22 protein-coding genes are annotated in these 24,552 nt (G+C 70.7%); 9 read left to right on the top strand and 13 right to left on the bottom strand.

The genetic code is table 11. The annotated features are described in order from the left end of the window. Nucleotides 1-311: 311 nt before the first annotated feature. Nucleotides 312-1,523, bottom strand: coding sequence for a nickel pincer cofactor biosynthesis protein LarC (larC, locus tag ACRX5W_RS31610; protein WP_436791828.1), 1,212 nt, complete (start codon nt 1,521-1,523; stop codon nt 312-314). After that, nucleotides 1,520-2,758 carry a lactate racemase domain-containing protein gene (locus ACRX5W_RS31615; protein WP_436791829.1) on the bottom strand — a complete coding sequence of 413 codons (1,239 nt, stop codon included), beginning with the start codon at nt 2,756-2,758 and terminating at the stop codon, nt 1,520-1,522. The genes larC and ACRX5W_RS31615 overlap by 4 nt, the downstream gene beginning before the upstream one ends. A 190-nt stretch (nt 2,759-2,948) precedes the next feature. Between ACRX5W_RS31615 and uxaC the strand changes: the two genes are divergently transcribed. The 3 genes from uxaC to ACRX5W_RS31630 are packed head-to-tail and all read left to right on the top strand — an operon-like array spanning nt 2,949 to nt 7,215. After that, nucleotides 2,949-4,352 carry a glucuronate isomerase gene (gene uxaC, locus ACRX5W_RS31620; RefSeq protein ID WP_436791830.1) on the top strand — a complete coding sequence of 468 codons (1,404 nt, stop codon included), beginning with the start codon at nt 2,949-2,951 and terminating at the stop codon, nt 4,350-4,352. Beyond that, entirely contained in the window at nt 4,349-5,716 is a 1,368-nt protein-coding gene (locus ACRX5W_RS31625; protein WP_436791831.1) for a mannitol dehydrogenase family protein, read from the top strand. Before uxaC ends, ACRX5W_RS31625 begins: the two co-directional genes overlap by 4 nt. Beyond that, on the top strand, nt 5,713-7,215 hold the full coding sequence (locus ACRX5W_RS31630) for a gluconokinase (RefSeq protein ID WP_436791832.1): 1,503 nt from the start codon (nt 5,713-5,715) through the stop codon (nt 7,213-7,215). The genes ACRX5W_RS31625 and ACRX5W_RS31630 overlap by 4 nt, the downstream gene beginning before the upstream one ends. 3 nt (nt 7,216-7,218) lie before the next feature. On the opposite strand, the gene ACRX5W_RS31635 is transcribed toward ACRX5W_RS31630, so the two are convergent. After that, nucleotides 7,219-8,034: an AraC family transcriptional regulator gene (locus ACRX5W_RS31635; protein WP_436791833.1), complete on the bottom strand. Its 816-nt coding sequence runs from the start codon at nt 8,032-8,034 to the stop codon at nt 7,219-7,221. Here ACRX5W_RS31635 and ACRX5W_RS31640 point away from each other — a divergent pair. After that, the gene (locus tag ACRX5W_RS31640) at nt 8,033-8,290 is read left to right on the top strand and encodes a hypothetical protein (protein ID WP_436791834.1); all 258 of its coding nucleotides are present in this window, start codon (nt 8,033-8,035) and stop codon (nt 8,288-8,290) included. The two genes, ACRX5W_RS31635 and ACRX5W_RS31640, sit on opposite strands and share 2 nt — an antisense overlap. 6 nt (nt 8,291-8,296) lie before the next feature. On the opposite strand, the gene ACRX5W_RS31645 is transcribed toward ACRX5W_RS31640, so the two are convergent. The 4 genes from ACRX5W_RS31645 to ACRX5W_RS31660 all read right to left on the bottom strand — a co-directional run bounded on the left by ACRX5W_RS31645 (nt 8,297) and on the right by ACRX5W_RS31660 (nt 11,852). Beyond that, on the bottom strand, nt 8,297-8,605 hold the full coding sequence (locus tag ACRX5W_RS31645; protein ID WP_436791835.1) for a helix-turn-helix domain-containing protein: 309 nt from the start codon (nt 8,603-8,605) through the stop codon (nt 8,297-8,299). A gap of 37 nt (nt 8,606-8,642) precedes the next feature. Beyond that, nucleotides 8,643-10,067, bottom strand: coding sequence for a xylulokinase (xylB, locus tag ACRX5W_RS31650; protein ID WP_436791836.1), 1,425 nt, complete (start codon nt 10,065-10,067; stop codon nt 8,643-8,645). Nucleotide 10,068: 1 nt separating this feature from the next. Beyond that, on the bottom strand, nt 10,069-11,226 hold the full coding sequence (gene xylA / locus ACRX5W_RS31655; RefSeq protein ID WP_436791837.1) for a xylose isomerase: 1,158 nt from the start codon (nt 11,224-11,226) through the stop codon (nt 10,069-10,071). A gap of 200 nt (nt 11,227-11,426) precedes the next feature. Then, nucleotides 11,427-11,852 (bottom strand): MarR family winged helix-turn-helix transcriptional regulator, encoded by a 426-nt coding sequence (locus tag ACRX5W_RS31660; protein WP_436791838.1) that lies wholly within the window; start codon nt 11,850-11,852, stop codon nt 11,427-11,429. A gap of 120 nt (nt 11,853-11,972) precedes the next feature. Here ACRX5W_RS31660 and ACRX5W_RS31665 point away from each other — a divergent pair, with 120 nt between their 5' ends. Together ACRX5W_RS31665 and ACRX5W_RS31670 are read left to right on the top strand one after the other, a co-directional pair. After that, complete coding sequence (locus tag ACRX5W_RS31665) at nt 11,973-13,706, top strand: ABC transporter ATP-binding protein (protein WP_436791839.1); 1,734 nt, start codon at nt 11,973-11,975, stop codon at nt 13,704-13,706. Next, complete coding sequence (locus ACRX5W_RS31670; RefSeq protein ID WP_436791840.1) at nt 13,703-15,685, top strand: ABC transporter ATP-binding protein; 1,983 nt, start codon at nt 13,703-13,705, stop codon at nt 15,683-15,685. Before ACRX5W_RS31665 ends, ACRX5W_RS31670 begins: the two co-directional genes overlap by 4 nt. A 146-nt stretch (nt 15,686-15,831) precedes the next feature. Here the strand turns inward: ACRX5W_RS31670 and ACRX5W_RS31675 are convergent, their stop codons facing one another. From ACRX5W_RS31675 to ACRX5W_RS31700, 6 genes are all read right to left on the bottom strand, one after another. Then, nucleotides 15,832-16,923 (bottom strand): NAD(P)H-dependent amine dehydrogenase family protein, encoded by a 1,092-nt coding sequence (locus ACRX5W_RS31675; protein ID WP_436791841.1) that lies wholly within the window; start codon nt 16,921-16,923, stop codon nt 15,832-15,834. Between the two features lie 175 nt (nt 16,924-17,098). After that, nucleotides 17,099-18,466: a cytochrome P450 gene (locus tag ACRX5W_RS31680; protein ID WP_436791842.1), complete on the bottom strand. Its 1,368-nt coding sequence runs from the start codon at nt 18,464-18,466 to the stop codon at nt 17,099-17,101. A gap of 76 nt (nt 18,467-18,542) precedes the next feature. Next, entirely contained in the window at nt 18,543-18,734 is a 192-nt protein-coding gene (locus tag ACRX5W_RS31685) for a ferredoxin (protein ID WP_436791843.1), read from the bottom strand. After that, nucleotides 18,731-19,576 carry an NAD(P)-dependent oxidoreductase gene (locus tag ACRX5W_RS31690; RefSeq protein ID WP_436791844.1) on the bottom strand — a complete coding sequence of 282 codons (846 nt, stop codon included), beginning with the start codon at nt 19,574-19,576 and terminating at the stop codon, nt 18,731-18,733. The genes ACRX5W_RS31685 and ACRX5W_RS31690 overlap by 4 nt, the downstream gene beginning before the upstream one ends. 239 nt (nt 19,577-19,815) lie before the next feature. Further along, on the bottom strand, nt 19,816-20,529 hold the full coding sequence (locus ACRX5W_RS31695; protein WP_436791845.1) for an SDR family NAD(P)-dependent oxidoreductase: 714 nt from the start codon (nt 20,527-20,529) through the stop codon (nt 19,816-19,818). Beyond that, a complete protein-coding gene (locus tag ACRX5W_RS31700) occupies nt 20,520-21,326 on the bottom strand; it encodes a TauD/TfdA dioxygenase family protein (protein WP_436791846.1) in 807 nt (268 codons plus the stop codon). Before ACRX5W_RS31700 ends, ACRX5W_RS31695 begins: the two co-directional genes overlap by 10 nt. Nucleotides 21,327-21,573: 247 nt before the next feature. Here ACRX5W_RS31700 and ACRX5W_RS31705 point away from each other — a divergent pair, with 247 nt between their 5' ends. The 3 genes from ACRX5W_RS31705 to ACRX5W_RS31715 are packed head-to-tail and all read left to right on the top strand — an operon-like array spanning nt 21,574 to nt 24,394. Next, nucleotides 21,574-21,756 (top strand): hypothetical protein, encoded by a 183-nt coding sequence (locus tag ACRX5W_RS31705; protein ID WP_436791847.1) that lies wholly within the window; start codon nt 21,574-21,576, stop codon nt 21,754-21,756. Further along, a complete protein-coding gene (locus tag ACRX5W_RS31710; RefSeq protein WP_436791848.1) occupies nt 21,753-23,189 on the top strand; it encodes an aldehyde dehydrogenase family protein in 1,437 nt (478 codons plus the stop codon). Before ACRX5W_RS31705 ends, ACRX5W_RS31710 begins: the two co-directional genes overlap by 4 nt. Beyond that, nucleotides 23,186-24,394: a CaiB/BaiF CoA transferase family protein gene (locus tag ACRX5W_RS31715; RefSeq protein WP_436791849.1), complete on the top strand. Its 1,209-nt coding sequence runs from the start codon at nt 23,186-23,188 to the stop codon at nt 24,392-24,394. The genes ACRX5W_RS31710 and ACRX5W_RS31715 overlap by 4 nt, the downstream gene beginning before the upstream one ends. Nucleotides 24,395-24,552: the final 158 nt, after the last annotated feature.

Raw genomic sequence — 24,552 nt, forward strand, 5'->3', positions numbered from 1 at the left:
GGCCCGCCTCGTCCTGGACCTCGACATCGTGATGGTCTTCGGCCCAGTCGTCCCCGACGAACAGCACCCATGTCTCCAACCTCTCGATGTACATCGTGCGCGTGGCCCACGGGAGACGCAGCTCGCGCCCCAATGGATCCAGTGCTCACGCCCGATCAGCCCGGCGGGCACGCCATCCCATCAGCAGTCCGGCCTCCCGGCCAACCGGCAGGGGTACGGTCTGACAGCAGAGCTCGAACGGCTCCGGTGCTGGCAGTGCTCACATGCCGGCGGCCACCCATCGAGTCTCACTCACGACCCGATGAGTCCCATTAGGTGCTGAGTGTGATGCCGAGAGAGCCCAATGACGCGCCCGGGGTGAGGCCGGTGTTGTGGGCGGCGGTTGTTGCGGTGGTGAGGATTGTTCTCACCGGGAGGTTCAGGGCTGCGGCGAGTTCGGCGGCGGGGGTGAATTCGGGGGTTGCCTGGACGATGGTGCCGTTGCGGTGGCCGATCTTGATGGGAATGCGGGCGCCGTGGACGGTCACGTGGGCCCAGCCTCGGGACAATGTGGTTCGCCGCAAGGGGAGTTCCCGTACACCGAGGGTGCTGGTGAGGTGGAAGACGGCGTCGCGGAGGGCGTCGACTCGGTCGGCGGGGGAGAGCACGCACAGAGTGTGTGCCGGGCGGCCCTTCTTCATGAGGATGGGGACGAGCCAGGCGTCGTGGGCGCCGGAGTCCAGGAGGGATGACAAGACGCTCGGCCAGGCACGGGGGTCGAGGTCGTCGATGTTGGATTCGAGGAGGAAGACCTCGTCCGGCGAGACTTCGGGCGTGCCGATGAGGACGCGTACCACGTTCGGGCGGCCAGGGGTGTCTCGGGTGCCTGCGCCGACTCCGGTGGTGTGCAGGCGTATCGGGGGAAGGTCGGTGCATGTGCGCGCGAGGGTGGTGACGGCCGCGAGCCCTGTGGGGGTGGCCAGTTCGCCGCTGCCTCCGGCGAAGACCTGCCAACCGGCGGCGAGTTCGGCAACTGCCGGGGCGGGCACCGGCAGTTCGCCGTGGGCGGTGTGCACGCGACCGGAGCCGAGGGCGATGGGTCCTGCGGTGAGGTCGGTGACCGCGAGGTCGTGCAGTGCCGCGCAGGTTCCGACGATGTCGGCGACGGAGTCCCACGCGCCTACTTCGTGGAAGTGGACTTCGTCGACAGTGGTGCCGTGCACGCGGGCCTCGGCCTCGGCGAGCCGGGCGAACACGGCGATGGCGTTATCGCGTACGGGCCGCGGCAGTTCCGCGTGCGTCAGCAGGTCTCGTACGTCGTGCCACGCGCGATGGGGGTGGCTCTCGCGAGCCGGCGTGACGGTGATGTGCGTGGCCCGGAGACCGGCCCGTCGGACTTGTTCGCACGACAGCACGACCTCGCCGGGAACCACGGCCTCGACGGCGTCGCGCACGGCCGGCAGCGCGGCGCCCGCGTCGACAAGCGCGGCGAGGAGCATGTCGCCGGCGACACCTGCCGAGCAGTCGATCCAGGCCGAGGTCATGCCGTCGACCCGCGCAATCTGTGCAGGACTTCGCCCGCCTGCGGCACGACCAGTGTGTCCGGGTCGGCTTCACAGGCAGCGAGGTCGACGTCGGCCGGGTTCAGGTAGCCGAGGTTTGCGCCGCGGACGACGTCTTCCGGAATCGCCGTCGCCAGGGTCACGTTCACGCGGCAGCGCTCGCCGTTCACCTCGTCGTACGCCCCCGCGCCGCGCAGGTGTGTCGAGTGGGCCAGCACTCCCCAGTGCAGGTCCTTGAAGCGGTCCCACTGGGCGGTGAAGTAGTCGCGGCAGTGGTAGCCGATCTGTTCGATCTCGGGGTGCATCTCCGAGATGGTGCGCACGTGCGGCGCGTACAGGATGACCTCGCCGCCGTCGGCGACCACGGGTTCGAGCTTGTAGAAGCCCTTCGCGGCGGTCCAGATGTCCTCGTACTTCGTCGGGATCACCGACAGCACCCGCTTCACCGGCCGGTCGAGATAGCGCACGTGCACCTCGGCGGACACGTCGGCCGCCGCCGACCAGGCGTCCTCCGGTGGGCCGTAGGACATCGCGTGCAGCCGCCCCGAGCCGGACTCCACCACGACGCACAGCGCCAGCCTGCGGCTCGGGATCAGCGACGCTGCCTCGTTGATCAGCGCGCGCACCGGGGTGATGCCGCGCGTGCCGATGATCTCGGCACTGGTGATCAGCGCGCCGAGCCAGTGCGACAGGTCGATGATCTCCGCGCCCGCGACGCCCGGGAAGAAGTACTTGTTGCCGCCGGAGAACCCGACGACCTCGTGCGGGAAGACGGGCCCGATGACCAGGGCGATGTCGTGTTCCACGACGGCCCGGTTGAGGCGTACGTCCACGTCCTGCCGCAGCAGGCCGCCGCTCAACTCGCCCACGCGGTCGGCGCTGATCGTGCCCACCGACGCGAACTCCGAAGGCTCCCACCACGCGTGGTTGAGCACGGTCATGCCCGGCAGCGGCGGTGCGTGCACGGCGAGTTCGGCCTCGCCCATCGGCGCGTGGGTGCCCAGCGCGATCAGCACGGTCAGCCGGGTGACCCGCCCGTACAGCGCTTCGTGTACCGCCGACAGAAGCAACGGCAGGGGGCAACTGCGCGTGCCGTCGGGGACGACGAGGCACACGCTTCGGCCGTCGAATTCCGGCCCGGCCAACTGCCGCGCGACGAAGTCCCGCACCTGTTCCTCGGCCAGGACGGTGCCCGCCCCTCCAATCTGTGCCGTCACCGCGATCCTCCCTGGGGTGCTGCGCCGAGATGGACAAGCCGCCGGTCAGCGCCGGTTTCATGCATCCCGGCGCCGCCTCCGGCTCCTCATGGCGGCCAGCCGACCACGGCGCGCGATGTGGTGCAAGTAGCCCCGGCAACAGACGGCAACCGGTTGCCGCCCGGAGTCTCCGACGACGACCATGCGACTCATGCCGCCCCTTCACCCGGATCGCCTTTTGCCCGTCGACCCCGGGGTGCGGGCTCTCGCCCGCCGCCTCTACGACGCCGTGCGCGATCTGCCCATCCTGTCGCCGCACGGCCACGTCGACGCGCAACTGCTGGTCGACGACGCGCCGTTCGGCGACCCCGCGAGCCTCCTGATCTCGCCTGACCACTACGTCACCCGGCTGCTGCACGCCAACGGCGTCCCGCTCGACCGTCTCGGTGTCGGACGCGGACCGCTCCCCGAGGCCGAGGCCCGGCTCGCCTGGTCGGCACTGTGCGAACACTGGCCGGTCTTCCGCGGTACGCCCGTGCGTTACTGGCTGGAATCGGAGCTTTCGGACATCTTCGGCGTGACCGAGCGGCCCGGGCCCGACACCGCGGACGCGATCTACGACCAGGTCGCCGCGCGGCTGGCCGACCCGGCGTACCGGCCCCGCGCGCTGTTCCGCCGCTTCGGCATCGAGGTGCTGGCCACCACCGACGACCCCTGCGCCGACCTCGCCGCCCACCGCGCGCTCGCGGACGACCCCGACTGGACCGCGCGGGTCATCCCCACCTTCCGGCCCGACCGCTACCTCGAACCGGCCCGCGAGGACTGGCCGGCGTCGATCGCGCGCCTCGCCGAGGCGGCCGACACCGACACGTCCGACTACGACGGCTACCTGCGCGCGCTGGAGGCCCGGCGGCGCGTCTTCGTCGAGCACGGCGCGACCTCCACCGACCACAGCCACGCCGACGCGGGCACCGAGCCGCTGTCGCGCAAGGAGGCCGCGGACATCTACCGCGCCGCGCTCGACGGCACCGCCACCGCCGCCGAGACCACCGCGTTCCGGCGCCACATGCTCTTCGAGATGGCCCGCATGTCGTGCGAGGACGGCCTCGTGATGACGCTGCACCCTGCCGTGCGCCGCAACCACCACACGCCGACCCTGGAGCAGTACGGCCCCGACACCGGCCACGACATCCCGCTGCGCGTCGAGTTCACCGACGCCCTGCGCCCCCTCCTCGAACGCTTCGGCACGGCCGAGGGCTTCCAGATCGTGCTGTTCACCCTCGACGAGACCGTGTTCTCCCGCGAGATCGCGCCGCTCGCCGGGTTCTATCCCTCGGTGTACGCCGGCGCGCCCTGGTGGTTCCTCGACGCCCCCGACGCGATCCGCCGGTTCCGCCGCGCGGTGACCGAAACCGTCGGCTTCTCGCGTACGTCCGGCTTCGTCGACGACACCCGCGCCTTCTGCTCGATCCCCGCCCGGCACGACATGTCCCGGCGGCTCGACTGCGGATTCCTCGCCGAACTCGTCGCCGAACACCGCCTGGACGAGGACGAAGCCCTGGAGACGGCCACGCAGTTGGTCACCGTCAACCCGCGGAAGGCATTCCGGTTTTGAGCACCGCGCACCGCCCCCTCACCCGTGCGGCCGCCGGGCACCCGGCCGCTCCCGTACGCCTGCTGCACCTCGGCCTCGGCGGCTTCTTCCGCGCCCACCAGGCCTGGTACACCGCCCACGCGCGGGACGCCGACCGCTGGGGCATCGCCGCGTTCAGCGGCAGCAGCACGGCCACCGCCGCGCGCCTGACCGCACAAGACGGCCTCTACCACCTCGTCACGCGCGCCGCCGACGCCGACCGCTTCGAGGTGATCGGCTCGCTCACCGCGACCCACCCCGGCGGCGACCACGCCGCCTGGCTCGACTACTGGCGACGGCCGGAACTGGCCGTGGTCACCCTCACGGTCACCGAAGCCGGATACGGCCGCGGCGCGACCGGCGCCCTCGACCTCGACCGTCCCGCACTCCGCGCCGACATCGCCGCACTGCGCGCCGACCCCGAGGCCCCCGTCGGCGCCGCCCCCGCCCGCATCCTCGCGGGCCTGGCCGCCCGCAGGCGCGCCGGTGGCGGACCCGTTGCGATCGTGTCCTGCGACAACCTCCCCGGCAACGGCGCAGCGACCGCCCGCGTAGTCCGCGAACTCGCCGACGCCGTCGGCTCCGAGACGCTTCGCGCGGCGGCCGGACACGCGTCCTACGTCACCACCATGGTCGACCGGATCACGCCCTATCCCACGGACGACGACGCCGCCGTCGTGCGCGCCGCCACCGGATGGGCCGACGCCGCCCCCGTGGTCACCGAACCCTTCTCCGAGTGGGTGCTGAGCGGGGAGTTCCCCGCCGGGCGCCCGCACTGGGAAGACGCCGGCGCCCGCTTCGTCGCCGACGCCACGCCCTACGAGGAACGCAAGTTGTGGCTGCTCAACGGCGGCCACTCGCTGCTCGCCTACGCCGGCCCCCTGCGCGGCCACGCGACCGTCGCCGAGGCCGTCACCGACCCGGTGTGCCGCATGTGGCTGGACCAGTGGTGGTCCGAGGCGTCCAATCAACTGACTTTGCCGGCGCAGGAGTTGCTCGACTACTGCGCCGCGCTCACGGAGCGGTTCACCAATCCCCGCATGCGCCATACCCTCGCCAAGATCGCCGAAGACGGCAGCCAGAAACTGCCCGTCCGCGTCCTGCCCACACTGCGCGCGGAACGCAAGCAGGGTGCCCTGCCCGAAGGCGCGATCCGCATCGTCGCCGCGTGGCTGCTGCACCTGCGCGGCATCGGCGTTCCCGTGCGCGACGCCGGGGCGCCCGACGCCGCGGGCCCGCTGCCCGACGCCGCAGCCGCCGCGCTGGGCGCCCTCGAAACCGCGCTCGCCCGCGACGCCGAACTCGTCGACGCCGTCGCGTCCCGGGCCCGGGAACTGGCGCCGTGACGCACCCGGGCATCCCGCCGCGGACCGGCACCCCCGCGACGGCCCGGGGCAGGGCCAAGGAAGTCGTCATCGGCCTGGACGTCGGGACCACCGCCGTCAAGGCCGTCGCCTTCGGCGTGGACGCGCCCTGGCGACACCTCGCGGTGTGCGAGATCGACCCCGGCCCGGTTCAGGACACGGCACGCATAGCGGCAGCGATCACCAAGTCCATCGCGCAGTGCGTGTACGCGTGCGCCGACGCGCGCGTTCTGGCCGTCTCCGTCAGCACCGCCATGCACGGCCTGATCGCCCTCGACGCCGACATGAGACCGCTCACCCCCTTGCTGACCTGGGCGGACGGCCGAGCCGCCGACCAGGCGCGAAAACTGCACACGTCTGGACAAGCCGCCGAACTGCACCGTGTCTCGGGTACGCCCGTCCACCCGATGACCCCGCTGGCCAAGCTGCTGTGGTTCCGCGAACACGACCCCGACCTGTGGGCGCGCGCCCGCTGGTGGGTCGGGCTCAAGGACTACGCGCTGTGGCGGCTGACCGGAACCCTGGTCACCGAACTGTCCTCCGCGTCCGGCACCGGCATGCTCGACATGGCCGCACGCGACTGGAACCCTGAGGCGCTGCGCCTGACCGGTGTCGGCCCCGACCGACTCCCGCGCATCCTGCCCACCACCGCCGCGCTGGAGATATCCCCGACCACGGCGTGGGACACCGGACTCGCCGTCGGCACACCCGTCGTCACGGGTGCCGCCGACGGCCCGCTCGGCAACCTCGGCACGGCCGCGACCGCCCCCGGCATGGCCGGGCTCTCGCTGGGCACGAGCGGCGCGGTCCGCGCGGTGGTCCCCGAGCCCTACGCAGACCCCGAGGGCAGGCTGTTCAGCTACGCCCTGACCGACTCGGCGTGGGTGATCGGCGGCGCGATCAGCAACGGCGGAGCGGTCGTGCGGTGGGCCGGGGACGTCTTCGCCTCCGACATCCCGGCCGGCCCCCACCGCGACACGGCGCTCCTCGAACTCGCCGCCGCCGTCCCGCCCGGCAGCGACGGCCTGGTCATGCGCCCGTACCTGCTCCCCGAGCGCGCGCCTTTGTGGGACCCGGACTTGCGCGGCGCCTACCTCGGGTTGTCCCACCGCCACACCCGGGGCCACTTCGTCCGCGCGGCCGTCGAAGCCGTCGCGCTGCGCCTGGCGGCCATCGTCGACGACCTCGAACGCGTCCACCCCGTCACGGCCGTGCGCGTCACCGGCGGCGCGTTCCGCTCGCCGCTGTGGCGCTCCGTCGTGGCGGCGACGGTCGACCGGCCCACGGTCTTCACCTCCGGCGCGGAAGGCTCCGCCCTCGGCGCGGCAGCCCTCGCCCTGTACGCCCTCGGCTGCGCGCCGACGCTCGACGCGGCGCCGGCGCTCCTGGACCCGGCCAGTGCGGAGGGCGACGTGGTGGTGACCTCCGCCGCCGACGTCGACACCTACCGGGCCATGCGCGCACAAGCCGCCGACGGATAGCCGTCACCGCTCCCGACGGAACGCGGTGGGGGTCTGCCCCGAATAGGCCTGGAAAGCGCGGCTGAACGCGCTCGCACTGTCGAACCCGACGGCGGTCGCGACGCCGAGGACCGTGTCGTCCTGCCGAGCCAACAGTGTCATCGCATGCAACAGCCTGCTGTGCAGCAGGTATTGACGCCACGTCATACCGGTCGCGGCGCGGAACCGACGGCGCAGCGTCCGCTCGGAGACCGCCACCGCGCGGCACACCTCGTCGGCCGTCACCGAACCCAAGTGCCCGTCGGTGTACCGCATGACCGCCGCGATCAGCGGATCGGTGGTGGTCGGGAGATGGAAGGGCTTCTCCCGGTGGAGCCATTCGAGGACCAGATGGGCCAGCGCCTCGAAGTACGCGTCGGCCACCGCGTCACTGCCCGGACGGCCGATCGGCCACCGCGCGGCGTACACGACCATCTCGCGCAGCACCGGTTCGACCGGCAGCACCCGGGCGCGACCGCCGGTGTCGTGGACCACGGCCGGATCGAAGAAGACCGACACCGTCTTCGCCCGGTCGAAGGTGCTCTTGTGCGCGAGACCTGCGGGGATCCACACGGCCTGACGGGACGGCAGGCGGTAGCGGGCCACCGATGTCTCGACCTCGACGATCCCCTCGAAGGCGTATTCGAGCTGGTGCAGGTCGTGGCGGTGCCACGAGGTGACCGAGACGGTGCCCTCGTACGGATAAGTCCCGGCGGTCACCCCGGGCCTGCCCCGCAGCGACACCCACCGCGAATCGGCCGCGGAGGGCACGGAGTCGGCCGTTCGTGCGGAGACGGTCATGGCTGCCGACCGTACTAACCAGGACCGCCTGTTCGTCCGCCTCCACACCGCCCTCCGCCCCGGCGCGGCACTCCTCGGTGTCGACTCCCTCGACACCGACCTGATCCGCGACGGCCACACCGACGACACGTTCGTCCCCGTCGACCCCGACACCCTTCCGGATCGCCTCGAAGCCGCAGGCTTCACCGGCATCACCACCACCCGGGCAGGCGACCACCAGTTCCGCTTCACCACACTCAAGCCCGCCGGGGCCTGACACCGCTCAGGCCGCAGAGCTCCGGGTCGCAAACCGCACCACGAGCTCGACATCCAGGGCCCGGGCGAGCCGTTCGAGCACGGGAATCGTCGGGACCGTCCCCCCGGCCTCGAATCGCGCCACAGCAGACTGCGTCATGCCCGCGGCCCCGGCCAGGCGTTCCGGGGTCGCCGCGGTCGCCGTGGGAAAAGTTCGGGCCCGCCCTCGTGCCTGAAGGGCGGGCCCGGGCGAGGGGCGGTTTGGGCCGCCGGCTCGCGTTCTTGGGGTGTGCAGGTCCAGCGTAACTACAGTGCGGGAAGACGGTTGTGGGGGCAATGGGTTGTCGCAAGTTGCAGTACGCAGATCGCTGGTGTCACGTGTCGAATCTGTCGTCGCGGTCGATGAAGTGGTCGCGGGCGGTGGCGTAGCGGTCGCGGACCGCGGCGTCGGAGCGCTGTGCGGGCCGGGTGTCGTGGGGGACGGGCCACGCGGGCGGGTGAGGACTCCCGGCGAGTGCCCAGCAGGCCTGGCGGGCCGCGCCGATGGCGACGTACTCGGCGGGTTCGGGGAGGGCCACGGGGAGTTCGAACAACGCGGGGGCGATGTCCGCGACGGCGGGGGAGCGGGCCGCGCCGCCGGTCAGGATGACGCGGTCACCGGTGACGCCGGCGGAGAAGAGGGCGTCGAGGGCGTCGGCGAGCCCGCACAGCATGCCCTCGACGGACGCGCGGGCAAGGTGTGCGGGGGTCGCGGTACGGCCGGTCAGGCCGTGGACGGCGCCTGTGGCGTGCGGCAGGTTGGGGGTGCGTTCGCCGTCGAGGTAGGGGACCACGACGAGGCCGTCGGAGCCAGGGGGTGCGGACAGTGCCAGTTCGGCGAGGCGCTCGTGGTCGACGCCGAGCATGCGCGCCGCGGCGTCGAGGACGCGGGCGGCGTTGAGTGTGCAGGCCAGCGGTAGGAAGTTCCCGGTCGCGTCGGCGAATCCGGCGACCAGGCCGGACGGGTCGGCGGTGGCGGCGGGGGAGTTCGCGTACGCGGTGCCGGAGGTGCCGAGTGACACGACGATGTCCCCGGGCGCGGCGCCGAGGCCCAGGGCGGCGGCCATGTTGTCGCCGGTGCCGGCCGAGACGAGTGCTCCGCCCGGTGCCGTGCCGACGGTCTCCGACGGGCCGACGACGCGCGGCACCACGGGAGTTCGGCCGAAGGCCAGGCTCAGAAGGTCGGTGCGGTAGGCGTTCTCGGCGGGTGACCAGTAGCCCGTGCCTGATGCGTCGCCCCGGTCGGTGGCCAGGTCCGTGATGCCGCCGCCGGTGAGCCGCCACGTGAGATAGTCGTGCGGCAGGCACACGGCCGCCACGCGGGCGGCGACGTCCGGCTCGTGCTCGGCGACCCAGCGAAGCTTCGACACCGTGAACGAGGCGACCGGGACGGACCCGACCGCCTCGGCCCACGCGGTCGCGCCGCCGAGTTCGGCGATCAGGTCGGTCGCGGCCCCGGCCGAGCGCGTGTCGTTCCACAGCAGTGCGTCGCGCAGGACGCTGCCGTCCTCGTCGAGACAGACCAGGCCGTGCTGCTGTGCGGCGATGCCGATGGCGGCGACGTCGTGGAGGCCGCCGGCGTCGTCCGCCGCCCGGCGCAGCGCCTCCCACCACGCCTCGGGGTGCACTTCTGTGCCGTCCGGGTGCGGGGCGCGGCCGTGGCGCACGACCGCCCCGGTCTCCGCGTCGCAGACGACGACCTTGCACGCCTGCGTGGACGAGTCGACGCCGGCGACGAGACGGCCCCCAGGACCTGCCATGTCAGCGCGCGCCCAGGATGTGTTCGACGGCGAGCTGGTCCAACCGCTCGTAGCCGTAGCCGCGTTCGGCCGCCGCGTCGAGGTCGAAGTCGTCGCCGGCGAGGTCGGCGTACGACTCGCCGGGCGCGAGTGTCGGCACCGCGAGGTCGTCGACGCCGGCCGCCGTCATCGCCTCGCGGACCTCGGGGTCGGCGCGGAACGCGCGGGCCCGCTCGCGCAGCAGCAGATACGTGCGCATGTTGGCGGCGGCCGACGCCCACACGCCGGAGGCGTCCTCGGTGCGCAGCGGCTTGTAGTCGAAGTGGCGGGGGCCGTCGTAGCCGCCGTGTTCGAGCAGGTCGACCAGGAAGAACGCGCTTTTGAGGTCGCCGTGCCCGAAGACGAGGTCCTGGTCGTACTTCGGCCCGTGCTGGCCGTTGAGGTCGATGTGGAACAACTTGCCCGCCCACAGCGCCTGCGCGGCTGCGTGCACCATGTTGAGGCCCGCCATCTGCTCGTGCCCGACCTCGGGGTTGAGGCCGACCATCTCGGGGTGTTCGAGGCGTTCGATGAACGCGAGGCCGTGCCCGACCGTGGGCAGGAACATGTCGCCGCGCGGCTCGTTGGGCTTCGGCTCCAGGGCGAATCGCAGGTCGTAGCCGCGGTCGCGGACGTAGGCGCACAGGGTGTCGACGGCCTCTTTGTAGCGGTCCAGCGCGACGCGCACGTCCTTCGCGGCGTCCGATTCGCAGCCCTCCCGGCCACCCCAGAACACGTAGGTGCGGGCGCCGAGTTCGGCGGCGAGGTCGATGTTGCGCATGACCTTGCGCAGTGCGTACCTGCGGATGCCGCGGTCGTTGGCGGTGAAGGCGCCGTCCTTGAACACCGGGTGGGTGAAGAGGTTGGTGGTCGCCATCGGGACGATCAGCCCGGTCTGGTCGAGCGCCGCGCGGAACGCCGCGATCGCCTTGTCGCGGGCGGGTTCGTCGGACTCGAAGGGGATCAGGTCGTCGTCGTGGAAGGTCACGCCGTACGCTCCGGCCTCCGCGAGCCGGTGAACGGCCTCGACGGGGTCGAGCGGTCCCCGGGTGGCGTCGCCGAAGGGGTCGCGCGCCTGCCAGCCGACCGTCCACAGGCCGAAGCTGAACCGGTCTTCCGGCTGCGGGGTCAGACGCGTCATGGGGGTGCCTCCCGGGCATTAAATCCAATGAATGGATTAAATCTCTGTGCACAGCTAACCCGGCGCTCTCGGCGGTGTCAACAGGTGGTCGCGGAAGAAATGCGACAAAGGGAGGGTCCACTGCGGTGGCCCTCCCCGTCGCGGCCGGGAGCGCGGGGCCTGCGGTGGGCCCTCCTCAAGTCACAGCGGGTCCGTGCCGGTCACTCCCGGGGGGTGAGCAGGTCTGCCAGCGCTTCCAGTGCCGCCTTGACCTGCTCGATGCGTTCGGGGTCGTCCGCGCCCAGGACCTTCGCCAGCACAGGGTCGAGCGGTGCCGGCGGGCGTTCCGCGGCGCGCCGCCGCGAATCGTCGGACAGGCGTACGAGCGTGCGACGCCGGTCCTGGGGATCGGTCTCGGTCGTGACGGTTCCGCGCTCGCGCAACCGGGCCACGCACGCCGACACCTGGCTCTGTGGGAGCTTCACACGCGCGGTGATGTCCGAGATCGAACTCAGCGGATTCTCCGCGATGTCGAACAAGATCGCCCGGGTCGGACCGCCGAGGCGGTCCAAGCCCGTGCCCGGCATGGCCTGTTCGCCCAGCTTCATCAGTGCGCGGCCCAGTTGGAAGAGCTCGTATGCGTCCACGGGTGAACATTACATCAACTAAGATGCATCTATCTTGATGTAACTGCCCGTCTGGGGTTAACCTCGGCAGGCTCCCTCTCCCGCCTGCCTCGTGCAGGCCGACGCCGTAATGAGAACCGCGTGCTGATCAGATTGCTTCTGCCGTACACACGCCCCTATCGACGGGCCATCGGCGCGGTGCTGCTCCTCCAGGTCGTGCAGACCGCCGCCGCGCTCTACCTTCCCGACCTGAGCGCCGACATCATCAACAACGGCATCCTGCAAGGCGAGACGGGCTACATCTGGCGCGTCGGCGGGCTCATGACCGCGGTGTCGCTGCTCCAGCTGCTGTGCGCCGTCGTGGCCGCCGTGCACAGCGCCCGCATCGCCGCGGCGCTCGCCCACGACATGCGGGCCGGGCTGTTCGCGCACGTGCAGGCTTTCTCCGCCAAGGAGCTCAACCACTTCGGGGCGCCGTCGCTGATCACCCGGACGACCAACGACGTCCAGCAGATCCAGATGTTCGTGCAGGTCACCTTGTCGTTCATGGTCACGGCGCCGATCACCCTCGTCGGCGGCATCGTGTTCGCGCTCGGCCAGGACGTGCCGCTGTCCCTGCTCCTCGCGGTGGTCGCCCCTGTCCTCGGCATCGCGATCTGGGCCATCGTGCGCCGCATGACGCCGTTGTCGGCCGCGCTCCAGAACGCCATCGACTCGGTCAACCGCATCATGCGCGAGCAGATCACCGGCCTGCGCGTCATTCGGGCGTTCGGCAAGGAGAAGCACGAGCACGCGCGCTTCGCCGGCGCCAACGACGAACTCACCGACGTCTCCCTGCGCGTCGGCAAGCTCATGGCGGTGCTGCACCCCCTGGTCACCGCGGTCGCCGGCATCGCCGGTGTGGCCGTCGTGTGGTTCGGCGCCGGGCGGATCGACGACGGGGCGATCGACGTGGGTGAGCTGTCGGCGCTGCTGGGCTACGTGATGCAGATACTCGGTGCCGCGATCATGGCGACCTACCTGATGCGGCAGCTTCCGCGCGCGGAGGTCTGCGCGGTACGCATCAGGGAAGTCCTTGACACCGAAAGCACCGTCGTCCCGCCCACCCGGGCCGTCACGGCACTGGCCCACCCCGGCCGCGTGGAACTGCGCGACGCCGGGTTCCGCTACCCGGGCGCGGAGGCAGCCGTGCTGAGCGGTGTCAGCTTCACCGCACAGCGCGGCGAGACGGTGGCGATCGTCGGCGGCACCGGCAGCGGGAAGAGCACGCTGCTGAGCCTGCTTCCCCGGCTCGCCGACGCCTCCGAGGGGACGGTGCTCGTGGGCGGGGTCGACGTACGCGAGCTCGACCGGGCACTGCTGGCCCGAACCCTCGGGTACGTCCCGCAACGCCCCTTCCTGTTCTCCGGGACAATCGCCTCCAACCTGCGGTTCGGCGCCCCCGACGCCCCCGACGAGGAGCTGTGGCGGGCCCTGGAGATCGCCCAGGCACGGGAGTTCGTCGAAGCGCTGCCGCTGCGGCTGGATGCGCCGATCTCCCAGGGCGGTACCAACGTCTCCGGCGGCCAGCGCCAACGCCTCGCGATCGCCCGCGCGTTGGTCGGCCGACCCGACGTCTACCTCTTCGACGACTCGTTCTCCGCGCTCGACTACGCCACCGACGCCCGGCTGCGCGCGGCGCTCGCCCGGGAGACCACAGGCGCCACGGTGATCATCGTCGCCCAGCGCGTCAACACCATCCGCGACGCGGACCGCATCATCGTCCTGGACGAAGGACGCGTGGTCGGCATCGGAACACACCATGAACTGCTCGCCGGCAACACGACCTACCGCGAGATCGTGCTGTCGCAGTTGACCGAGGCGGAGGCGGCATGACCCGGCGTCCGAAGAACCCTGCGACCGAGGGCCTGCCCGCCGGCACCGGCGGCAAGTCCGACCTTCCCCGGCGCCCCGACCGATCCGCCGACGCCCGCGGTGCGGCGCGCCGCCTCCTGCCGCACATCCGCCGCGAGCGCGGACTCATCGTCGGCATCGTCGTCTTCAGCATCCTCAGCGTCGCCCTGACCGCGACGGGACCGTGGCTGTTGGGCCGGGCCACCGACCTCATCCTCGCCGGTGCCGTCGGCAGCGGCTTCGCCGCGGGCACCGACCGCGACGCGGCACTCGACAACCTGCGGGCCGACGGCCACGGCACGGTCGCCGACATGCTCGGCGCGCTCGACTTCACCCCCGGGGACGGCATCGACTTCGGCGCCGTCGGCCGCGTCCTGCTGTTCGCCACGCTCGTGTACGTCTTCGCCGCGCTGTTCACCATCGCGCAGGGTTGGATGGCCAACCTCGCCGTCCAGCGCATCCTGCGCAAACTCCGCGAGGACGTCGAGGTCAAGATCTCCCGGATCCCCCTCGGCTACTTCGACAGCAGGCGCCGCGGTGAGATCCTCAGCCGGGTCACCAACGACATCGACAACCTCGGCAACGCGCTGCAACAGACGTTCGCCCAGCTCGTGATCCCGGTGCTCAGCATCGCCGGCATGCTCGCCGTGATGTTCTGGATCTCGTGGCTGCTGGCCCTGATCGCGCTGGTCACCGCGCCGCTGTCGGTCTTCGTGGTCGTCGTCCTGGCCAAGCGCGCGCAGCCCTCCTTCGCCGACCAGTGGAAGCAGACCGGGCGGCTCAACGGGCACATCGAGGAGATGTACACCGGCCACGCGCTGATCAAGGCCTTCGGACGCGAGGAGCACGCGCAGGAGGTCTTCGCGGACGGCAACGCCGCCGTCGCGGCCGCGACCCGCAAATCGACGTCGATCACCGGCGGCATCCAGCCCGCGATGATGTTCCTCAGCAACCTCAACTACGTGCTGATCGCGGTGGTCGGCGGCGTACGGGTGGCGGCGGGCGCGCTGACGGTCGGCGAGATCCAGGCCTTCATCCAATACTCACGGCAGTACAGCCAGCCCTTCTCCTTCGTCGCGAGCATGGCCGGCATGGTCCAGTCCGGGCTCGCCTCGGCCGAGCGGGTCTTCGAACTCCTCGACGCCCCCGAGCAGTCCCCGGACCCGGTGACCGCGACCGAGACCTCCTCCGCACCGAGCGCGGACGCCACAGGACACGTCGTCTTCGAGCACGTCTCCTTCCGCTACGCCGCGGACAAGCCCCTCATCGAGAACCTGTCCCTGGTCGCCGAACCCGGCCACACCGTCGCCATCGTCGGCCCGACCGGTGCCGGCAAGACCACGCTGGTCAACCTGCTCATGCGCTTCTACGAGGTTGACAAGGGCCGCATCACCCTGGACGGCACCGACATCGCCGAGATGCCCCGCGCCCGGCTGCGGTCCCGGATCGGGATGGTCCTTCAGGACACCTGGCTGTTCGGCGGGACCATCGCGGAGAACATCGCCTACGGAGCCGACGACGCCACTCACGAACAAGTCGTCGCCGCGGCGAAGTCGGCGCACGCGGACCGGTTCATCCGGACCCTGCCCAACGGTTACGACACGGTCATCGACGACGACGGAGGCTCCGGCGTGAGCGCGGGGGAGAAGCAACTCCTCACCATCGCACGGGCGTTCCTCGCCGAGCCCGACATCCTCGTCCTGGACGAGGCGACCAGCTCGGTCGACACCCGCACCGAGGTCCTCATCCAGCAGGCCATGGCCCGGCTCCGCGAAGGCCGCACGGCGTTCGTCATCGCCCACCGGCTGTCCACCATCCGCGACGCGGACACGATCGTGGTCATGGAGAACGGCGCCATCGTCGAACAAGGCGACCACGACAGCCTCTTGGCGGCGAAGGGCGCGTACGCGCGCTTGTACGCCGCGCAGTTCGCCGAGGCGGTCGCGGAAGTCGACGGGTAGTCGACGGGCAGCCGACGGGTGGTCCACGGGCCGCGGGCAAGCGAACGTCCCGGCACCGTGGGCACACACCCGCGGCACGGGCACCTGGAAGTACCGCGGATGCGCGCTCACGATGCCGGGACGTTCAGGCCGAGCGCAGACCGGTGTCAGCCGATCGTCGGCACGATCTTCGGAAGTTCGACCGCCGTGCGGATGCCCGGCTCGGCGGCGATCACGTACGGCACGGCGTTGACCGCCGGGTTCGCCGTGTAGCCCGGAGTCGTCTGCGCCTGCACGTCGAACGACATCTTCGGGAACATCAGGTCGAGCGTCATCGACGCGTCGCCGTCGACCACGACCCGCCAGCCGTTGCTGCGCAGTTCCCAGTCCTTGTCGATCTCGGTCGTGCAGTACCAGGTCGCGGTGAAGCGCACCAGCTCCTTCCCGTCGCGCAGACCGGCCACCGTGATGCGCTGGGCGCCCACGGTGCCCTTCGGGACGGTGCCCGCGGCGATCTCGACGTCGCGCGTGGTCAGCGCGACCTCGCCGGACGCCTCCAGGGTTTCGATCGGAAGGGACAGCGCGTCCGCGACGTTGGCGAGCGACGGTCCGAAGCTGGTCCGGGCGTGCGTCAGCCGCGCTTCGGAGAAGTCGCCGACCGTCTTTCCGAAGCCCATCACGTGGAACAGCATGTCCGGCGAGTCACGCGTGGACACGTCCGCGAACTCGTGGATCGACAGCGAGTCGACCCGCCGCTGCATCGACAACAGGGCCAGCGGCACGGTCTCGGTGATGAAGCCGGGGCTGCTGCCGGTGCTGTGGATCGACGTGCCGCCCTCGGCGCACGCGGCCTCGACCCGCTTGCGCATGTCGGGCTCCATGCTCGCCGGCCGGTGGAACTCGCCGCGTGTGGTCACCACGTTGGCGCCGGACGCGAGCAGCCGGCAGACCTCGTCGAGGTCGAGCTTGGCGGCCATGTACAGGACGCAGTCGGCGCCGAGCGCGATGATCTCGTCGATGTCCCGGGTGGCGGTGACACCGGTCTCGGCGAGCCCGCACAACTCGCCGGCGTCCCGGCCCGCCTTGCCTTCGGAGTGGACGTACAGCCCGACCAGGGACATCCGGGGGTGCTCGATGATCTGGCGGAGCGAGCGGGTACCGACGTTGCCGGTGGCCCACTGGACGACGCGGTACGGCTTCTCGGCCGACGCGGAGCCGTCTGACGGGTTCTGCTGGTCTTGCAACGGGCTGGCGTTCATGACCACCTCATGTCGTTCGACCGCGGGGGAAGACACGGGACCGGGGCGGTCCCGCGCGCCAGGGGGTAGGGCACACCGTGCCGGGCACCCGGTGTGGCCGCGTCGCGCGCGAATGCGAACTCGGCGGCCACACCGGGAAGTTCACCGGCTCAGGCGGGCGCAGGGGAACAATGCGTCAGTGCTCGATCTCGGCGCGCGCCTTCCGCACGGTGACCGGCTCGGCGAGGCGCTGTTCGTCGCAGGCCTTCTGCAGCACCTCAAGCGTCTCGTCGATGCCGGCGCCGATCCGCTTGCCCGGGGTGAAGGTCGCGGGAAGGTGCTTCATGCCGTTGATGACACCGATGGACGTGTAGTGCTCGGCGCCCTCGGGGTCGCACTTGAAGTCGGGCATGCGGTCCAGCACGGCGACGACCATCCGCTTGAACACCGTGCGGGCGACATTGGAGCCGATGCAGCGGTGCACGCCGAGGCCGAAGCTGGCGTGGCGGTTGTTCTTGCGGTCGAGGTCGACCTCGTCGGGGTTCTCGAACGCGGCGGGGTCGCGGTTGGCCATCGCCCAGGACAGCCACAGCCGGTCGCCCTCCTTGAACTGCACGCCCATGATCTCGCAGTCCTTGGAGAAGGTGCGGCCGTCGCCCACGGCGGGCGTGTAGAACCGCAGGAACTCCTCGGTGGCGGAGTTCAGCAGCTCGTCGCGCTCGCGGCTGAGCCGGTCGCGCTCCTCCGGGTTCTCCGACAGCCATTCGAGCGCGTGCGCGGTGAGTGCGGTGGTCGTGTCGAAACCGCCGCCGATGAGCAGCGCGAGGTTGCCCAACAGGTCGATGTCGGACGGGGTCTCGCCGCCGATCTTGGCGGTGACGAGCGCGTTGACCAGGCCAGGACGCGGGTTGGCGCGGATGGTGTGCATCTGGACCATCAGGTCCTTGATCATCTCCCGGTGCAGCGCCTGGATACGCGGCGCGTCGGGGGAGTTGGGCGGGGTGTAGACACCCGCGTGCGTCGGCTCGTTGTAGATCGCCCAGTTCTTGACCGGGATACCCATCATCGCGAGCGTGAGCACCGCGGGCACGACGTTCGCGAGGTCGTCGACGAAGTCGATCGACCCGCTCTCGATCTTCTCGTCGATGCAGGCGCGCACGATCTCGTCGATGAACGGGATCCACCGGTTGACCGCGGCGGGCGACAGATACGGGTTGAGTACCTGGCGGTAGTAGCGCTGCTCAGGCGGGTCCATCTCCAGGATGCCGCCCCGGGCACCGGCGTCCTTCGTCTTGGGGATGGAGATGCCCTTGTAGCCGCTCCCCTCGCCGGTGATGTCGTGGTCGTTCGACAGGACGTCGGAGGACCGGGCGATCTCGAACAGTTCACGGTTTCCCGCGGCGACCCAGTGCCCGTCGTACGTGTCCGTCCACGCGATCGGACACTTGGCATGCATTTCCTGCGTGATGTCCTCGAACTTCTCGTGGTAGTCCGCGGCATGCCGGTCGAAGAAGTACTTGTACGGCGCCTTGCGCTGCTCGTCTGTGACGTCGTCCACGGTCACGGTGGATCTTCTCCTGGTGTGGTTCGGAGCGGTTGCGATGCCGGGCCGTCAAGCGGGAGCGTGGCCGGACTGGAGTTCAGGAAATCGAAATGGCGCGTTCCGGGCAGGAGTTCACGGCCTCCATGACCCTCTGTTCTTCGTCGGCGGGGACTTCGTCGACCACGACCGAGGAGTGGCCGTCGATTTCGCTGAGTTCGAAAATCTTGGGGGCAATCATGGCGCAGAGTGTGTGGCCCTGGCAGCGCTCATCGTCGACGTGCACCTTCATGATCTTCTCCGTGTTCCCTCGTGGTTTTCCCGAGCCTTGGGGTGTTGCGTTTCGAACGCCTGGTCCCAGGCGTCCCCGAGTACCCCGAGTCCGCCGCCGAGTTCGGCGGCGGTGTGGCGGGCGACCGCCACGTCCTTTTTCAGGAATTCGCCTGCGGACGCGGCGAATTCGGCGACCGAGCCGCGCGCGGCGACCAGGTCCAGCGCACGGCTCGCACCGCTCGCGTGCCGTAGCGCTCCCAGGAGCGCGCCCTCGTCCACGCCCAGCCGCGTCGCGAGGCCCACGGCGTTGGCGAGCAGGCCGATCTGCGCCGCGAACAGCGCGTTGTTGACGAGCTTCACGCGCTGTCCGGCCCCCAGGGAGCCGACGTGCAGGACGGGGTCGCCGTAACTGCGCAGCGCCGGCCGTACCGCGTCGACGGCGTCGTCGGAACCGCCCACGAACAACGTGACGTTCCCCGCCGCGACGTCGTGCGGACCGCCGCTGACCGGCGCGTCGACGACGCGCACTCCGTGGTCGGCCGCGCGCTCCGCGACCGCCTCGGCGGTGTTCGGGCTGCCCGTCGTGTGCACGACCAGGACCGATCCGTCCGGCATGCCGTCGAGCAGCCCGCTCTCCAGGCACACCTCGCGGACCTGCGCGTCGCTGAACACGCACACGAGTACCGCGTCGGCCCCGCGGCCGACCTCCGCGACGGCGTCCACGACGTGCGCGCCGTCCTCGGCGAGTGCCGCGCGGGTGGCCGCCGAGCGGCCGGTGGAACGCACCTCGTGGCCGGCTGCGAGCAGGCGGCGCACCATCGGACGGCCGATCCTCCCGGCGCCGACGAATCCGAGACGCATCATCGCCTCCAGACGGGCGCACACGCGCCTTTGCGGACGGAAAGCGGAGGTACCGCGGGCCGGAACCTGTCCTGGGGGGGGGGGGGGGGGGGGGGGGGGGGGGGNCGAATCCGAGACGCATCATCGCCTCCAGACGGGCGCACACGCGCCTTTGCGGACGGAAAGCGGAGGTACCGCGGGCCGGAACCTGTCCTGCCGGGCCGCCGGATCCGGTGTCCGACGGCCCGGCACGACGGCGATCAGGTGTTGCGTCCGCCGTTCACGCCCAGGATCTGCCCGGTGATGTACCCGGCGTCCTCCGAGATCAGGAACGAACACGCCGCCGCGATGTCCTCGGGGCGGCCGACCCGGCGCACCGGGGTCCGCTTGATGTGGTCCTCGACGGTGCCGCCGAGCAGCTCCTTGGCCTCGGCACCGCGCAGCATCGGGGTGTCGATGAAGCCGGGCGGCACGGCGTTGACCGTGATCCCGCGCGGACCGAGCTCCAGGGCCAGTGCCTTGGTGAGCCCGTTGACCGCCGACTTGGCCGCCACATAGTGCGCCATGAACGGCTGGCCGGAGTGCGCGCTCGACGACGAGATGTTGACGATGCGCCCCCACTTGGCCTCGACCATGTCGGGCAGCGCGGCCTGGATGCAGTGGTAGACGCCGTTGAGGTTGACGTCGATCACCCGCTTCCACGCCGCGAAGTCGATGCGGTCGAAACGGTTGAACCCGTCGAGGCCCGCGGCGTTGACCAGGATGGTGACCGGGCCGAGCTCCTGCCGGACCGCGTCCAGGGCGCCGTTCACCTGGTCCGGGTCCGTGACGTCGGCCTTCTGCCCGAAGAAGCTGCCGGTCGGGTTCAGGTCGAGGACCGCGACCTGGTGGCCGTCGGCGGTCAGGCGCTCGGCGATGGCCTTGCCGATGCCCGAGCCGCCGCCGGTCACGACTGCCGTCTTCGTCACAGCCACGGCTCGTCCCCGGTGATCGTGGTGCGGTGCATCGTGCGCTGCGAGGACGCGTCGTAGGGAAGCGCGCGGTGCAGGATGCCGGTGTTGTCCCAGACGACCAGGTCGCCGACCTGCCAGTCGTGGGTGTAGCGGAAGCGTTCCTGCGTCGTGTAGTCGAGCAGCTCGTCCAGCAGCGCCCGGCTCTCCTCGGGGTCCATGCCCACGACGTGGTCGGCGGTGGCGCCGATGACCAGCGAGCGGCGGCCGTCGCGGCGCTGCCAGACCAGGGAGGTCTCGTAGCTGGGCAGGGCCCGCCACATCGCGATCTGCTCGTCGGTCGGCTCGGGGTAGACCAGGCGCTGGGCGGCCTCGATGCTGTGCACCACGCGCAGGTCGTCGTAGCGCTTGCGGTCGTCCTCGGACAGGCTCTCGTACGCCGCGTACGTGCTGGCGAACTCGGTGCCGCCGCCGACCATCGCGACGTGGCGCGCGGTGAGGGTGGTGGCCTTGACGGGCACCTTGTCGGTGGTGCCGTCCAGGTGCCAGTGGAACGTGCCCTTCAGGTACTCGGCGGCGCTGTTGACCGCCGGGTCGAGGGAGACCTTGAAGATCTCCTGTCCGCCCAGGGTGACGACCTCGCCGAGTTTGCGGCTGAAGGCGAGTTGCGCCTCGTCGTCGAGGTTCGCGCCGCGGATCAGCAGCACTCCGCGCCACTTGAGCGCCTCCACGCACCGGCTGATCAGCACATCGTCGAGAAGGTCCTCGACGCCCACGACCTCGACGCCCATGCCCGGGCGCAATGCCGTCGTGTTGCCCATGAAAATCTCCCTTCCGGATCGGAGAATACTATTCTCCCGGGGTCGATTCCGAAAGGTCTGCTAGGCACTTGCTCAGCGGTACTTCCGGGTCCCGTGCGGTACCCGTCGAGGTCAGGGCCGTCGTCCGCTTCCAACATTATCGTTGGCCTGTTGAGGCGCCGTCTGGCGGCCCCCGGCGAGCTGTTGATTTGCGAAAACTGAGAATGTAGTTTCCACTCAGCCACGCCGCCAAGAAAGAGGAGGCAACATGCGATTCCGAGGCAAGGTGGTCACCGCCACCGCTGCCGGACAAGGGATCGGCGCAGGCCATGCCTGCGTATCGGCCGCCGATGTCACCGCGAAGCAGGGCCGGCGGCTGGCCACGGGCCCGGGCTCCGCGAAACTCGTCAACGTGGACGCCACTGCGGCAGTCCAGGGGGTGCGCCTGTGAAGCGTCTGCTGATCGACGGACAACTCGTCGAGACCGCAAACTCGTTCGATTCCATCAACCCGGCGAACGGTGAGGTCGTCGGTACCGCCGCCGACGCCACGGTCGCCGACGCCGAGGCCGCGGTCGCCGCCGCCCGCAAGGCCTTCGACACCACCGACTGGGCGACCGACCACGAGCTGCGCTTCCGCTGCCTCGACCAGCTCCACAAGGCGCTCGACACGCACCGCGAGGAGCTCCGCGAGCTGACCATCGCCGAGGTCGGCGTGCCGCGCGCGCTCACGTACGGCCCCGCCCTCGATGCCCCCATCGACGTCCTGCGCTACTACACGGACCTGATCCGTGACTACGAGTGGACCAAGGACCTCGGCGAGATCGAGGCGCGCGGAGCCAAGCACCGCCGCTGGGTCGAGAAGGAGCCGGTGGGCGTCGTCGCGGCGATCACCGCGTACAACTACCCGAACCAGCTCGCGCTCGCGAAGCTCGCCCCGGCACTCGCCGCCGGGTGCACCGTCATCCTCAAGGGCGCCCCGGACACCCCGCTGACCACGCTCTTCCTCGGTGAGCTCATCGCCGAGCACACCGACATCCCGCCGGGCGTCGTCAACGTCCTCGCGTCGCCCGTCCCCGAGGTCGGCGAGGTGCTCACGAGCCACCGCGACGTCGACATGATCACCTTCACCGGCTCGACCCCCGTCGGCCGCCGGATCATGGAGGTCGCGAGCAAGACCGTCAAGAAGGTCTTCCTCGAACTCGGCGGCAAGTCGGCCATGATCGTCCTCGACGACGCCGACTTCGACAAGGCCGCGATGATGGCCGCCTTCACGATCTGCTCGCACGCCGGCCAGGGCTGCGCGATCACCTCCCGCCTGCTCGTGCCCCGCGAGCACCACGACGAGATCGTCGCGAAGGTCGCCGCCATGCTCGGCAACGTGCCGTGGGGCGACCCCGCCAACCCGCAGAACCTCATGGGCCCGCTGATCAGCGAGAAGCAGCGCGACAAGGTCGACGCCATCGTTCAGCGTGCCGTCGAGGCGGGCGCCACGCTGGTGACCGGCGGCAAGCGCGTCGACCCGGGCTTCTACTACGAGCCGACGCTGCTCACGAACGTCTCCTCCGGCGACGAGATCGCGCAGGAAGAGGTCTTCGGACCGGTCCTCGCGGTGATCGCCTACGAGGACGAGGACGACGCCGTGCGCATCGCGAACGACTCGATCTTCGGTCTTTCCGGCGCGGTCGTCAGCGCCGACAACGACCGGGCGATCGCGGTGGGCCGTCGCATCCGCACCGGCACCCTCAGCCTCAACGGCGGCAACTACTTCGCCCCCGACTCGCCGTTCGGCGGGTACAAGCAGTCGGGTATCGGCCGTGAGATGGGCGTCGTCGGCCTCGAAGAGTTCCTGGAAGGCAAGACCATGGCGGTGGTAGTCGGATGAGCAAGCCGTTGGAGGGCATCCGCGTCCTCGAAGTGGCGATGTACGGCTTCGTCCCGTCGGCGGGCGGCGTGCTCGCCGAGTGGGGCGCGGACGTGATCAAGGTGGAGCACGCCGTCACCGGCGACCCGCAGCGCGGGCTGCGGCAGACGGGGACGTTCAAGGTGGAGGGCGATCCCAACCCGAACGTCGAGCACGCCAACCGCGGCAAGCGGAGCATCGGCCTGGACATGTCCAAGCCCGAGGGCCGCGAGGTGCTGTACGAACTCGCGAAGCGCGCCGACGTGTTCCTCACCAGCTTCCTCCCCAACCACCGGACGAAGTTCGGCATCGACGTCGACGACATTCGCAAGGTCAACCCCAAGGTCATCTACGCGCGCGGCAGCGCGCTCGGTCCGCGCGGACCGGAGGCGACCAAGGGCGGTTACGACATGACCGCCTTCTGGGCGCGCGGCGGTACCGCGGCCAGCATCACCCCGCCCGGCTCGGGTGGCATGATCACGCCGCCCGCTCCGGCGTACGGCGACACCATCTCCGGCACCAACCTCGCGGGCGGTGTCGCCGCGGCACTGCTCAAGCGCGAGCGCACCGGCGAGCCGTCCGTCGTGGACGTCTCACTGCTCAGCAGCGGGCTGTGGGCCATGGGCCATGGCATCGCGCTGTCGTTGCACCTGAACCAGGCGTGGGTGGCCACCGCGCCCGGGACGCACGGCTCGCCGGGCAACCCGCTCTCGGGCCTGTACGCGACCAAGGACGACCGCTACATCAGCTTCGTCATGCTCCAGCCGACGAAGTTCTGGGCCGACGTGTGCCACCACATCGACCGCCCCGAACTCGCCGACGACCCGAGGTTCACCTCCGCGGAGGGCTTCAGGGAGCACACCGAGGAGGCTGCGGCGATCCTGCGCGAGGTCATCGGCAGCCGGACCCTTCCGGAGTGGACCGAGAAGTTCGCGACGCTGGCCGGCCCCTGGGCGCCCGTGCAGGACACGCTCCAGCTCGGCGCCGACCACCAGGTGCGCGACAACGAGTACATCGTGCAGGCGGGTGAACTCGAACTCGTCGCGAACCCCGTGCAGTTCGACGTCCAGGCGCCCCAGACCCAAGGGGCCCCGGAGTTCGCCGCCCAGACGGAAGAAGTCCTGATGGAGCTCGGCTTCGACTGGGACCGCATCCTCGCCCTCAAGGCGGCGTCGGTCGTCACCTGACCCTCATCGCCCTCGGCGACAGCCTCACAACACCTCCGCACCGCCTGCTGTACCGCCTCCGGACGCTTCCGGACACCGACGCCGGTCACCGCACGGTCCGCGCCCACCACGGCGCGGGCATGTGCGGTGGCCGGCGTCGTGACGTCATGGCCATGGGA

This window comes from Yinghuangia sp. YIM S10712 (assembly GCF_051388935.1).
Lineage (GTDB): Bacteria > Actinomycetota > Actinomycetes > Streptomycetales > Streptomycetaceae > Yinghuangia.